This window comes from Pseudomonas brassicacearum, from assembly GCF_003732265.1.
Classification (GTDB): Bacteria; Pseudomonadota; Gammaproteobacteria; order Pseudomonadales; family Pseudomonadaceae; genus Aquipseudomonas; species Aquipseudomonas brassicacearum_D.
On sequence record NZ_MOBK01000001.1, the window covers coordinates 404,576 to 418,153 of the forward strand.

The 13,578-nt window shown below is 60.9% G+C and carries 10 protein-coding genes; 6 read left to right on the forward strand and 4 right to left on the reverse strand.

The window, feature by feature from the left end:
- Nucleotides 1–84: 84 nt before the first annotated feature.
- From BK660_RS01960 to BK660_RS01975, 4 genes are all read left to right on the forward strand, one after another.
- Nucleotides 85–1,500 (forward strand): sigma-54 interaction domain-containing protein, encoded by a 1,416-nt coding sequence (locus BK660_RS01960; RefSeq protein ID WP_123431832.1) that lies wholly within the window; start codon nucleotides 85–87, stop codon nucleotides 1,498–1,500.
- A 286-nt stretch (nucleotides 1,501–1,786) separates the two neighbouring features.
- Nucleotides 1,787–3,178, forward strand: coding sequence for a GntP family permease (locus tag BK660_RS01965; protein ID WP_059182858.1), 1,392 nt, complete (start codon nucleotides 1,787–1,789; stop codon nucleotides 3,176–3,178).
- A gap of 7 nt (nucleotides 3,179–3,185) precedes the next feature.
- Nucleotides 3,186–3,959 carry a 3-hydroxybutyrate dehydrogenase gene (hbdH, locus tag BK660_RS01970; RefSeq protein WP_027923789.1) on the forward strand — a complete coding sequence of 258 codons (774 nt, stop codon included), beginning with the start codon at nucleotides 3,186–3,188 and terminating at the stop codon, nucleotides 3,957–3,959.
- 154 nt (nucleotides 3,960–4,113) lie between these two features.
- The gene (locus BK660_RS01975) at nucleotides 4,114–6,069 is read left to right on the forward strand and encodes an acetoacetate--CoA ligase (RefSeq protein ID WP_123431833.1); all 1,956 of its coding nucleotides are present in this window, start codon (nucleotides 4,114–4,116) and stop codon (nucleotides 6,067–6,069) included.
- 115 nt (nucleotides 6,070–6,184) lie between these two features.
- On the opposite strand, the gene BK660_RS01980 is transcribed toward BK660_RS01975, so the two are convergent.
- Nucleotides 6,185–7,285 carry a PilT/PilU family type 4a pilus ATPase gene (locus tag BK660_RS01980; RefSeq protein ID WP_123431834.1) on the reverse strand — a complete coding sequence of 367 codons (1,101 nt, stop codon included), beginning with the start codon at nucleotides 7,283–7,285 and terminating at the stop codon, nucleotides 6,185–6,187.
- 121 nt (nucleotides 7,286–7,406) lie between these two features.
- Here BK660_RS01980 and BK660_RS01985 point away from each other — a divergent pair, with 121 nt between their 5' ends.
- Nucleotides 7,407–9,944: a PAS domain-containing protein gene (locus tag BK660_RS01985; protein ID WP_123431835.1), complete on the forward strand. Its 2,538-nt coding sequence runs from the start codon at nucleotides 7,407–7,409 to the stop codon at nucleotides 9,942–9,944.
- A 51-nt stretch (nucleotides 9,945–9,995) separates the two neighbouring features.
- On the forward strand, nucleotides 9,996–10,271 hold the full coding sequence (locus tag BK660_RS01990) for a peptidylprolyl isomerase (protein WP_007898282.1): 276 nt from the start codon (nucleotides 9,996–9,998) through the stop codon (nucleotides 10,269–10,271).
- Nucleotides 10,272–10,345: 74 nt separating this feature from the next.
- Here the strand turns inward: BK660_RS01990 and BK660_RS01995 are convergent, their stop codons facing one another.
- From BK660_RS01995 to BK660_RS02005, 3 genes are all read right to left on the reverse strand, one after another.
- Nucleotides 10,346–11,281 carry a sugar kinase gene (locus BK660_RS01995; protein ID WP_123431836.1) on the reverse strand — a complete coding sequence of 312 codons (936 nt, stop codon included), beginning with the start codon at nucleotides 11,279–11,281 and terminating at the stop codon, nucleotides 10,346–10,348.
- Between the two features lie 140 nt (nucleotides 11,282–11,421).
- A complete protein-coding gene (locus tag BK660_RS02000) occupies nucleotides 11,422–12,639 on the reverse strand; it encodes an amino acid deaminase (protein ID WP_123431837.1) in 1,218 nt (405 codons plus the stop codon).
- A 39-nt stretch (nucleotides 12,640–12,678) separates the two neighbouring features.
- Entirely contained in the window at nucleotides 12,679–13,443 is a 765-nt protein-coding gene (locus tag BK660_RS02005; protein ID WP_123431838.1) for an IclR family transcriptional regulator, read from the reverse strand.
- Nucleotides 13,444–13,578 lie beyond the last annotated feature (135 nt).

Consider the following 13,578-nt stretch of genomic DNA (forward strand, 5'->3'; position numbering starts at 1 on the left):
CACATGGGATCGCGGTCTAATGTGGGAGCGGGCTTGCTCGCGAAGAGGCCCGCCCAGACACCAAACATTTTGGACAAGACCACCATGAACACCACCGAAAGCCTAAAGGACTACCAGCGTGTCCGCCTGCTGGCAATCCGCTCGCTGTTCGAGATCATCGAGCAGTCCAGCGAAGGCACGGTGATTGTCGACCGCGATGCCAACATCGTCTGGATGAACGAGCGCTATGCCCGGCGTTTCGGCCTGGAGTCGGCGGAAGTGGCAATCGGCAAGGCCTGCGAAAGCGTAATCCCCGGCAGCTTGCTGCGTGAAGTGGTACGCACCGGACGCCCGATTTTGCTCGACATGCAAGACACGCCCAAAGAACCGCTGGTGGTCATGCGCCTGCCGATTCACGACGATGCCGGCGTGGTCATCGGCGCGATTGGTTTTGCGTTGTTCGACGAATTGCGCAGCCTGTCGCCGATGCTCAAGCGCTACATGAGCATGCAGGAAGAACTGGCGTCGACCCGCTCGCTGCTGCGGGCACGCCAGACCAAATACAACTTCGCCCATTTCATCGGCACCAGCGCGGCCAGCCTGGAAGTCAAACGCCGGGCCCGGCGCAGTGCCAGTGCCGAGTCACCCGTGTTGCTGCTTGGTGAAACCGGCACCGGCAAGGAGCTACTGGCCCAGGCGATTCACAGCGCTTCGCCGCGTGCGCACAAAGCCTTCGTCAGCATCAACAGCGCGGCGATTCCAGAATCGTTGCTGGAAGCGGAATTTTTCGGCACCGCCCCCGGCGCGTTTACCGGCGCCGACCGCAAGGGCCGCGTCGGCAAACTGCAGATCGCCCAGGGCGGCACCTTGTTCCTGGATGAAATCGGCGACATGCCGCTGCCGCTGCAAAGCAAATTGCTACGGGTTTTGCAGGAAAAGGAATTCGAGCCGGTCGGCTCCAACGAGGTGATCCAGAGTGATGTGCGGGTGATCGCAGCCACTTCGACCGATCTCGAAGCAGCGATCAAACGCGGTGAGTTTCGTGCGGATTTGTATTACCGCCTCAACGTGCTGCCCATCCACGTGCCCCCCCTGCGTGATCGCCTCGACGACCTGCCGGCGCTCAGTGAAGCGATTCTGGAAGAGTTGCGCAGTCAGCATGAACTGCACCGCGAGGCGCTGGAGTTGTTGGGACAGCACGCGTGGCCGGGGAACATTCGCGAACTGCGCAACGTTTTGGAGCGGGCGGCGTTGCTCAGTGATGACCTGCTGCTGGATGCCGCAGAGATTCGTGCGGCGATTGGCACCATCACGCCGGTCGAGCGCTCGACACCGCCGATGATTGAGCCGGTTGCGCACGAGACGTTTAGCCAGGCTCGAGAGCGGTTTGACCGGCAGTTGATTGAATCTACCCTCGCGCAATGTGGGGGCAAGGTGATTGAAGCGGCGGCGCGACTGGGGCTGGGTCGGTCGACGTTGTACAAGAAGATGGTGGCGTTGGGGATTGCCGAGTCTCCATAAAGAGACATACATCTCCATTGTTAGACAGACCATCGCGAGCAGGCTCGCTTCCACAGTTTGACCGAGTTACCCATGAGAACGCAGTCCCCCTGTGGGAGCGAGCCTGCTCGCGATGAGGCAATCACCTCAAAACAAGTCTCAATGAAGAGACAACCCTCTCAAACACTCATCCAAAACAAACCAAATATTCTTATATTTCAATGACATAACCATCTGGCACGAATCTCGCTATAGCCTTCCTCCACAACGATCTACCCTACAAAAATAACAATCCAGGAGACACACCATGAGTGTGATCATTGCCTTGGCAGCCCTCGCGCTGTTGATGCTCGCTGCTTACCGTGGCTACAGCGTTATCCTTTTCGCCCCGATTGCCGCCCTCGGCGCCGTCCTGCTCACCGACCCTTCCGCCGTCGCCCCCGCCTTCACCGGGGTGTTCATGGAAAAAATGGTCGGCTTCATCAAACTGTATTTCCCGGTGTTCCTGCTCGGTGCCGTGTTCGGCAAGCTGATTGAGTTGTCCGGCTTCTCGCGCTCCATCGTCGCCGCCGCCATTCGCCTGCTCGGCACACGCCAGGCGATGCTGGTGATCGTGCTGGTTTGCGCGCTGCTCACTTACGGCGGCGTGTCGTTGTTTGTGGTGGTGTTCGCGGTCTATCCGTTTGCCGCTGAAATGTTCCGCCAGAGCGACATCCCCAAGCGCTTGATCCCGGCGACCATCGCCCTCGGCGCGTTCTCGTTCACCATGGACGCCCTGCCCGGCACCCCGCAGATCCAGAACATCATCCCCAGCACCTTCTTCAACACCACCGCCTGGGCAGCCCCGTGGCTGGGTTTGATCGGCACCATTTTTGTGTTCTGCACCGGCATGCTGTTTCTCCAGCGTCAGCGCAACAAGGCGCAACGGGCCGGCGAAGGCTATGGCACCGAGTTGCGCAACGAGCCGGAGACCTCCGCCGACATCAAGCTGCCTAACCCGTGGATCGCCCTGTCGCCGCTGCTGGCCGTGGGCATCATGAACCTGCTGTTCACCCAATGGATCCCGCAGTGGTATGGCAAGACCCACAGCCTCGCGCTGCCGGGCATGGCCGCGCCGGTCACCACCGAAATCGCCAAACTGACGGCGATCTGGGCGGTTCAGGCGGCATTGCTGGTGGGCATCATCATGGTGCTGGTGTTCGGCTTCCAGGCGATTCGCAGCAAACTCGCCGAAGGCAGTAAAAGTGCGGTGAGCGGCGCGTTGCTCGCGGCGATGAACACCGCGTCGGAATATGGCTTCGGTGCGGTGATTGCTTCGCTGCCAGGCTTCCTGGTGCTGGCTGACTGGCTCAAGAGCATCCCCAACCCATTGGTCAACGAAGCCATTACCGTGACCTTGCTCGCGGGCATCACCGGTTCTGCCTCGGGCGGCATGAGCATCGCGCTGGCGGCCATGGCCAATGACTTCATCGCGGCGGCCCACGCGGCCAACATTCCGCTGGAAGTGCTGCACCGCGTGGCCGCGATGGCCAGTGGTGGCATGGACACCCTGCCGCACAACGGCGCGGTGATTACCTTGCTCGCGGTCACCGGCCTGACGCACCGCGAAGCCTATAAAGACATTTTCTGTATTACGCTGATCAAGACCCTGGCGGTCTTCGTGGTCATCGGCACTTTCTACGCCACTGGCATTGTGTGAGGTATTCATGACGACTCTTACAGGCAAGACTGCACTGGTCACCGGTTCCACCAGCGGCATCGGCCTGGGCATTGCGCTCAGCCTGGCCAAGGCCGGCGCCAACGTGGTGCTCAATGGTTTCGGCGATGCTTCCAAGGTGATTGCCGAAGTCCAGCAGTTCGGCGGCAAGGTCGGCCATCATCCGGCGGACGTCAGCGACCCGGCACAGATCGCCGAAATGGTTGCCTACGCCGAGCGTGAATTCGGCGGCATCGACATTCTGGTCAACAACGCCGGCATCCAGCACGTGGCGTCGGTGGAAGAGTTTCCGGTGGAGCGCTGGGATTCGATCATCGCGATCAACCTGTCATCGGTGTTCCACAGCACCCGCCTGTGCCTGCCTCGCATGCGTGCGAAGAATTGGGGGCGGATCATTAACATTGCCTCGGTGCACGGTCAGGTGGGTTCGGTGGGCAAAGCGGCGTACGTGGCGGCCAAGCATGGGGTGATCGGCTTGACCAAAGTGGTGGGCCTGGAAACCGCGACGACGCACGTGACGTGCAATGCGATTTGCCCGGGCTGGGTGTTGACGCCGCTGGTGCAGAAGCAGATTGATGACCGCGCCGCGACCGGGATCGACCCGCAGCAGGCGCAGCATGATTTGCTGGCCGAGAAGCAGCCGTCACTGGAATTCGTCACCCCGCCGCAGCTGGGTGAGTTGGTGCTGTTTTTGTGCAGCGAGGCCGGTAGCCAGGTGCGTGGCGCGGCGTGGAATATTGATGGTGGGTGGTTGGCGCAGTAACCAGTCCCCTGTGGCGAGGGGGCTTGCCCCCGTTGGGTGGCGTAGCCGCCCCAATGGTTGCATCAACCTGTTTACGACTGCTGCGCAGCCGAGCGGGAGCAAGCTCCCTCGCCACAAAAGCCCGTGTGTATGTAGATAGAACAAGAGGCAAATCATGTCCGACATCCTCTGGCAACCCGGCGTCGAGCGCATCGCCAAGACGCGCATGGAGGCCTTTCGGCGTTCCATCAGTCAGCGCCATCACCTCCACGTCGATGACTTCCCCGCCCTGCACCAATGGTCCATCGATCAGCGCGAAGATTTCTGGCAGGCCATCGTCGATTTCTTCGACATCCGCTTTCATGATCAGCCCGACGCGGTGCTGGTCGAGGGCGCGCACATGCCCAGCGCCCAGTGGTTCCCCGGAGCCACCCTGAACTTCGCCGAACACCTGCTGCGTCGCCGTGACGATGCCATTGCGGTGGTTGCCATTGGCGAGAACGGCCAGCGTGAACACCTGACCTGGGCAGAGCTGGCGGAACATGTCGCCGGGTTCCAGCACAGTTTGATCGCTGCCGGCGTCGGCCTCGGCGACCGCGTCGCTGCGTGCATTCCCAACACCTGGCAAACCCTGGTGGCCATGCTCGGCACCACCAGCCTGGGGGCAATCTGGTCCTGTTCCTCGCCGGACTTCGGCACCCAAGGGGTGATCGACCGCTTCGGCCAGATCGAACCGAAAGTCCTGATCACCTGCGCCGGTTACCGCTACGCCGGCAAGGACATCGACCAGACTGGCAAAATCAATGAAATCCTTGACCGCCTGCCGTCCTTGCAGCAGCTGATTGTGGTGCCTTATGCACGGCCGCAGGCGCACATCGTCGACTTCCACACCCACGCCAACGTGACGTTGTGGGAGGATTTCTACGACGCGGGCGGCGAGCCGGATTTCGTCCCCGTGCCCTTCGCGCATCCGCTGTACATCCTCTACTCCAGCGGCACCACCGGCGTGCCGAAATGCATCATCCACAGCACCGGCGGCGTGTTGCTGCAGCACGTGAAGGAGCATGGGCTGCATTGCGATCTCGGCGCTGGCGACCGTTTGTTCTACTACACCACCTGCGGCTGGATGATGTGGAACTGGCTGGTGTCGGCCCTCGCCGTGGGCAGCGCCGTGGTGCTGTACGACGGCTCGCCGTTTCATCCTGGCCCGGAACGCTTGATCGACCTGATTGACGATGAGCAGGTCAGCGTCTTCGGCACCAGCCCGAAATTCCTCGCGACCGTGGAAAGCAACGGCGTGAAGCCACGGCAAAGCCATGACCTGAGCAGCTTGAAAACCCTGCTGTGCACCGGCTCCGCGCTATCGCCCCAGAGTTACGACTATGTCTACCGCGACCTGAAACCCGACGTTTGCCTGGCGTCGATGTCCGGCGGCACGGACGTCGTTTCGTGCTTTGTGAACGGCAACCCGTTTCAACCGGTGCGCCGTGGCGAAATACAGGGCAAGAGCCTGGGGATGGCGGTTGAAGTCTGGAACGACGATGGCCAACCCGTCATCGGCGAAAAAGGTGAATTGGTCTGTACCCGGCACTTCCCGGCGATGCCCATCGGTTTCTGGAATGACCCGCAGCAGGAAAAGCTGCACGCCTCCTATTTCAGCCAGTTCCCCGGTGTCTGGGCCCAGGGCGATTACGCCGAGCAACTGCCGCACGGCGCAATGATGATCCACGGGCGTTCGGACGCGGTGCTCAACCCCGGCGGCGTGCGCATTGGCACGGCGGAAATCTACCGTCAGGTCGAGAAAGTCCCGCAGGTGCTGGACAGCGTGGCCATTGGTCAGCAATGGCAGGATGACGTGCGGGTGGTGCTGTTTGTGCGCTTGCAGGACGGCGTTGAACTGGATGAAGCCTTGCAGCAGCAGATCCGCCAGGTTATCCGCGCCAACACCACGCCACGGCATGTGCCGGCGAAGATCGTCGCGGTAAGTGACATTCCACGGACCATCAGCGGCAAGGTTGTCGAGTTGGCGGTAAGGAATGTGGTGCATGGGCAGAAGGTAAAGAACACCGACGCCCTGGCCAATCCCGAGGCGCTGGAACAATTCCGCAACCGCCCTGAACTCCAAAGCTGAAGAAGATCCCCTGTGGGAGCGAGCCTGCTCGCGATAGCGGTATGTCAGCCAATATTGGTGGTGACTGATGAACCGCTATCGCGAGCAGGCTCACTCCTACAAGTTTAGATTTGTGTCAGTCCATTAATCCCCATTCACCTGAAGTGGGCGCTGACGCATCCGCATGCAGTTTCAACCGCAACCGCAGGTTGTTCACCGAATCAGCATGCTTCAACGCCTCCTCCTCACTGATCGCCCCTTCCACAACCAACGCATACAGCGCCCCGTCAAACGTCTGCATCCCCAACTCCGTAGACTTCTCCATGATGCCTTTCAACTCGGCAAATTCATTGCGCCGAATCAAATCGCCAATGGTCGGCGTGCCCAGCATCACATCCACCACCGCCCGGCGCTGACCATCGCGGGTCGGCACCAGGCGTTGGGAGACGAACGCCTTGAGGTTGTTGCCCAGGTCATGCAGCAGTTGCGTATGACGTTCTTCGGGGAAGAAATTGATGATGCGGTCCAGCGCCTGATGGGCGTTATGGGCATGCAGGGTGGAAATCACCAGATGACCGGTGTCGGCAAATGCCAACGCATGCTCCATGGTTTCGCGATCACGGATTTCGCCAATCAGCACCACATCCGGCGCCTGGCGCAGGGTATTTTTCAGCGCGGCATGAAAACTTCGGGTGTCGACCCCGACTTCACGCTGGTTGATGATCGACTGCTGGTGCCGGTGGATGTACTCGATCGGGTCTTCAATGGTGACGATATGGCCGCTGCTGTGGCGATTGCGGTAATCGATCAACGCCGCCAGCGATGTCGACTTGCCCGAGTCGGTGGCGCCGACGAACAGCATCAAGCCTTGTTTGAGCATCACGGTGTCCAGCAACACGGGCGGCAACTTGAGGTCTTCGAAACGCGGGATGTCGAGTTTGATGTTACGGATCACAATGGACACATCGTTGCGTTGCTTGAACACATTGACCCGAAAGCGCCCGATCCCCGGCCGCGACAGGGCCAGGTTCATTTCCAGCTCACGGTCGAACTCAAGACGCTGTTCGGCGTCCATGATGTTCGCGGCAATCGCCGCCACTTCACCCGGTTTGAACGGCTGATCGCTCAGGGGTTTGAGCACGCCGTCGAACCGCGCGCTGGGCGGCGCTCCCGTGGACAGGTAAAGATCAGCGCCATTATGTTTGGCCAGCCGTGTTAACAGTGCATCGATTTCCATGGCAAAAAGCACCCGCGAAGCATTCAATGAAAAAATAATGACCCAAAACGGGTCATTCAGCGTCTACTGCCCTACGAGGATAGTTGACGCCGCCACACCGACTTAAGCGCAGGACCACTTGATGAACGCATCACCCACCGGCAGCGATGCCCAGGCCTTGATTGCCCGACTGGACTGGACACAGACCCCTTTGGGCCCTGCCGGCACCTGGCCGCAGAGCCTGCGTACCGCCGTCGACATCGTGATTCACTCACCGATGCCGATGCTGTTGCTGTGGGGACCGCAGCTGACGCAAATCTACAACGATGGCTTTGCCCTGCTCGCCGGCAGCAAACATCCACACGCTTTCGGACAGCCGACGCACCAGATCTGGCCAGAACTCCAGGACTTTACCGACCCGATTTACAGCGCCGTCCTACAGGGCCAGGTGCGCACCTACAGTGAGCAGCGCTTTACCCTGCAACGTGACGGTGGTGATTCCGACTTCTGGCTGGATTTGACCTACAGTCCGATCCGCGATGAAAGCGCCGAGGTGGCAGGCATTCTGGTCACCGCCATCGAAACCAATGAACGCCGGCGCATCGCCCTTGAACTGGAACAACGCTCGGCCGCCAGCCTCAAGGCCCAGCGTGAAACCGAACAGCGCCTGCAACTGGCCTTGGCCGCGACCGACTCGGTGGGCACCTGGGACTGGGACATCAGCGAAGACCGCTTTCTCGCCGACGCCCATTTCGCCCAACTGCACGGTATCGATCCGGCGATGGCCGGGAAGTTGCCGATCAGCGCCTACCTCCAGGGCGTGCACCCGGAAGACCGGGCGATGATTACGCGCAGCATCAAGCATTGCATCACCCATGGCACCGAGTACGCCGAGGAATATCGCCTGCTGCAACCCGACGGGCAGTTGAGCTGGGTGTTTGCCCGAGGGCGCTGCTACAAGGACCACCACGGCCGGCCGATGCGTTTTCTCGGCGCCGCGCTGGACCTGACCGAGCGCAAACGCACCGAACAGGCCTTGCGCCAGAGCCAGACCGAGCTGCAATTGATCATCAACGCGATGCCGATCCTGATCAGCTATGTCGACAGCGAAGAGCGTTTCCGCCTGAACAATTCGGCCTACCTCGACTGGTATGGCCTGACGCCGCAGGAACTGTTTGGCAAAACCATTCGTGAGGTGCTGGGAGACGAGGCCTATGCCTTGCGCGCGGAACACATTGCCGAGGCGCTCAAGGGCAAGCCTTGTTGTTTCAGCATCAGCACGCCACACCGTGACGGCAGCCTGCGGCACGCGCTGATGAATTACCTGCCGCGCCATGGTGCGGACGGCGCGGTGAATGGGTTCTACATTTTTGTGATCGACGAAACCGAGCGCAAACAGACCGAAGAAGCCTTGCGCAATCTCAATGAAACCCTGGAAGAACGCGTCGCCGCCCGCACCCAGCAACTGGCCGAAGCCAATCAGCGTTTGCAGAACGAGATGATCGAACGCGAGCGCGCCGAAGACGCCTTGCGCCATGCACAGAAAATGGAAGCGGTCGGCCAGCTCACCGGCGGTATCGCCCATGACTTCAACAACATGCTCACCGGGATCATCGGCAGTCTCGACTTGATGCAGCGTTATATCGCCGACGGGCGCACCCACGAGATCGGCCGTTTTACCGAAGCCGCCGTGTCCTCGGCCAACCGCGCCGCCTCGTTGACCCATCGCCTGCTGGCGTTCTCCCGTCGCCAGTCACTGGATCGCAAACCGCTGAACGCCAATGAACTGGTGCTTTCCCTGGAGGATCTGCTCAGCCGGACCAAGGGCGACCATATCGAACTCAAACTGCAACTGGCCGATGAGGTCTGGCCGATCAGCACCGACGTCAGCCAACTGGAAAACGCCCTGCTCAACCTGGTCATAAACGCCCGCGATGCGATGCCCGATGGCGGCCAACTGCTGATTGAAACGGCTAACGTTTACCTCGACAGCAGCGACATCACCACACTGGAACCGGTCAAGGCCGGGGATTACGTGATGATTGCCGTCAGTGACAACGGCACCGGCATGACCCCCTCGGTACTGGCCAAGGCATTTGACCCGTTCTTCACCACCAAACCCATCGGCCAAGGCACAGGGCTGGGGTTATCGATGATCTACGGCTTCGCCCAGCAATCGGGCGGGCATGTCAGCCTGTTCAGTCTGCCGGGCAAGGGCACCAGCGTGCGCCTGTATTTGCCGCGCTTGCATGCCATGGAACCGGAAGACGTGCTGATGCCGGTCACGGGCGAGGCGCCGGCGGCGATTGCCGGTGAAACCGTGGTGCTGGTGGAAGACGATCCGGCGGTGCGCATGCTGGTACTCGATTTGCTCAATGAGCTGGGTTACCACGCTCACGAAGCCGAAGACGCGAAGACCGCCCTGCCATTGCTCGAATCGGATTTGCGCGTTGATTTGCTGGTGACCGATGTCGGGCTGCCGGGCATGAACGGCCGGCAACTGGCGGAGATCGCCCGCCAGCGTCGCCCGGACCTCAAAGTGCTGTTCATGACCGGTTACGCGGAAACAGCCGCCGAACGCCAGGGCTTTTTGGAGGAAGGCATGGACATGGTGGCCAAGCCCTTCTCCATTGACTTGCTGGCTAACAAGATTCGCACGATGATCGGCCAACCCGAGTGAGTTGAGGCATAATCGCCCGCCCCGCTGTCAGCACGTTGCAAGGTACGCCCCATGAAAGCTCAAGCCCGCCATATTTTGGTGAAAACCTCGGAAGAAGCCGAGCAGCTCAAACAACGCATCGCCAAGGGTGAAGCGTTCGATGTGCTGGCCAAAAAGTACTCCACCTGCCCGTCCGGCAAGCGCGGCGGCGACCTCGGTGAAGTGCGCCCGGGGCAGATGGTCGGGGTGATTGATGCGGTGATTTTCAAGAAACCGCTGCGGGTGGTGCATGGGCCGATCAAGAGCAAGTTCGGGTATCACCTGGTGCAGGTGTTTTACCGGGATTGAGCGGTTGGCTCACCAACATTTCTGGCTAGACACTTACCTGTGGTGAGGGAGCCCCCTCACCATAAAATTGCATTTCAATCTTTGGGGATCAACGCTCCGGGCACCTGAATCACCCGACTCGCCAACCGATGCCCCGCCTCAGCCGCTTCAACCGCGCTCCCGCCCTTGAGCCGACTGGCCAGGTACGCCGCACTGAACGAATCCCCCGCCGCCGTCGTATCAACAACACGCTCGACCTTTTGGGCCGGCACTTCAAACGACTCGCCGTCACAGCGAATCAGGCACGCGTCTGAACCGCGCTTGAGCACCACTTCCGGCGTGCCGATCTGTTCGTAAGCATCGAACACTGCCTGACAACTGGAAAAATGGAACAACGCCTGCTCGTCCTCAACCGTCAGCAACGCCAGGTCCACATACGGCAACACACTGCGATACGCCGCGCGCGCTTCTTCAACAGTAGCCCACAAGCGTGGCCGGTAGTTGTTATCGAAGACGATACGCGCATCTCGCTGGCGGGCTTCGATCAAGGTTTCCAGCAACTTCTCCCGACCTTGCACACCAAGCACCGCCAGGGTGATGCCACTGAAATACAGCACGTCGTAATCCGGCAGCGCCGCCAGAATCGGCGCGGCGGCCGGCGTGGTGAAGCAATCGCGCACCGCCGCTTCATTGCGCCAGTAAAGGAAACGGCGCTCGCCGGCGGCGTCGGTCTGGATGCAATACAAACCGGGCAAACGTCCCGGTAAACGCTGGACCATGCCCAGGCCGATGTTTTCGCCGGCCCAGTTCTGGCACATCGCGTCGCTGAAGCTGTCGTCGCCCAGGGCGGTGACGTAATCGACGATGCCGCTCGCGCCCAGCTCACGGGACAGGTAGACGGCGGTGTTCAGGGTGTCACCGCCGAAGCTTTGTTGCAGGCTGCCGTCGGCGCGTTGTTGCAGCTCGATCATGCATTCGCCGATCAGGGCGATGCGCGGGGTGTTGGGGCCGAGGGTGTTGATGGTGTGCATGTTGTGGGGTCTCTGGTGTTTCTGTGTTTTCTGTCAGGCCGCCTTCGCGAGCAAGCCCGCTCCCACATTAATCTTGTGAACTCCCGAGATCTAATGTGGGAGCGGGCTTGCTCGCGAAGGCCGCGCCTCGGTCCGGAGCCTTAGAAACAGGTGTCCATGGTTTCGATGACATTCATCTGATCATCCACCAGACACCCCGTGCGCCACTTGTCGAACGTCAGGCACGGGTGCGAAGTACCGAACGAAATGATGTCGCCCACCCGCAACTCAACCCCCGGCGCCACGGTCATGAACGCATGCTGGTCCATCACCGCCGTCACCTTGCAGGCACTGACGTCCTCGCCTTTCGCCGGCACCACACCGGGCTTGTAACGCAGCAACGGCACCGGCAGACCGGCGTCGTAGGCCACATCGCGCTTGCCCAGGGCAATCACCGCAAAACCCGGTTCCGGCATCGACTGCACGTGCGCCCAGACTTCCAGCGCCGGGCGCAGGCCTTCATTCAGGTCGCTACGGCGGTCGAGCACGCAGCATTGCGCTTCCTTATAGATGCCATGGTCGTGGGCCACGTAGCTGCCCGGACGCAACACACTGAGGAAACGCCCGCCAGCGTTCTGTGCTTCGAACTCCTCGGCAATCAAGTCATACCAGGCCGAACCCGATGCAGTGATGATCGGCTTGGCAATCGCAAACGCGCCGCTGTCCTGCAACTGCACAGCCAAACGCACCAATGACTGGGCGAATGCGCGGATGCCGGTGACCGCGTGATCACCATGGATCACGCCTTCGTAGCCTTCGATGCCGGTCAGGGCCAGCGCCGGCTGCGCATTGATAGCCTGGGCCAGTGCGATGACTTCGTCTTCAGTGCGGCAACCGCAACGACCGCCGACCACGCCGTACTCGATCATCACGTTCAGGCGCACGCCGCGTGAGGCGAAGTAGGCGCCGAGGTCAGCGACGTTGTCCGGGTGATCGACCATGCAATGGAAATCGAACGTCGGGTCCGCCAGCAGATCGGCGATCAGCGCCATGTTCGGCGTACCGACCAATTGGTTGGCCATCAGCACCCGACGCACGCCATGGGCATACGCCGCACGGGTTTGTGTGGCGCTGGCCAGGGTGATGCCCCAGGCGCCAGCATCCAGTTGGCGGCGAAACAAGGCCGGGGTCATGCTGGTTTTGCCGTGGGGCGCGAGCTCGGCGCCGCTGTTGCTGACAAAGTTCTGCATCCAGCGAATGTTGTGTTCCAGCGCTTCGCGGTGCAGCACCAGCGCCGGCAGGCTGACATCGCGGACCAGATTGGCGCCGGTTTGGGCAAAGCCCTTTTCCACGGCGGCAGTATTGTTGGCAGTAGACATGGTCGAACTCCTCACATTCGCGGCCGCAGGCAGCCGCATTTATTCGTTGATACGCCGGGCCAGGTTGTTGGCGTTGTCGATCAGCACCCGGCGATAGTCGTTGTAATGGGTCTTGGCATCGGCCCGTGGGGCCACGATGCACAGGGTCGCAATGGCCACGCCATTAGGGTCTTTGACCGGGGCGGCGAAGCAATGGGTAAAGGTGTCGGCGACGCTATCGAAGGAGAAAAACCCGTCGATGCCAGCCTGACGGATTTCAGCCAGGAACTGTTCGAGCGGCAGGCGTTCGCCGTTGGGCAGGATGAAATCGTCGTGGTCGATCAGGTCGACGATTTCTTCGTCACTCAAATGCGCCAACAGCAGGCGCCCGGAAGCGGTCCAGGGAATCGGCGCGTTTTCGCCGATATCCGAAGAAATGCGGAAATGCCGCTCGCCCTCCTTCATCAATGCCACGGTGTATTTGCGCCCATTGAGCAGGCACATCTGGGCGGTTTCGTGGGTCTGGCTGACGATCTCCTGCAAGGCGTGATCGGCCTCGCGGGTCAGGTCGAAATGACGCAAATGCGCCTGCCCGAGGAAGTACAACTGACGGCCAAGGTAGACGTGCCCGTCCTTGCCCACGGCTTCCAGAATGCGCCGTTCCAGCAAGGACGCGACCAGTTCGTAGACCGTGGATTTCGGGCTGCCGATGCCGCTGGCGATTTCATTCGGGCGCAGGGGTTTGCCGATTTCCTTGAGGAAATCGAGGATATCGAACGCCCGGTCCAGACCGCGTGCCCGGCGCTTGATGGTGTCTTCAGTCATGTCTGTGGTTCCCATACAAAGTGCCGGGAGTTTACCTAGAGTGCGGTGGCGACTGTTAGGCCGCCATCGTCGGAACGCCGCCCGGAGCAAGCCACGCTCCCACATTTGGAACGCATTCCAATGTGGAGCGTGGCT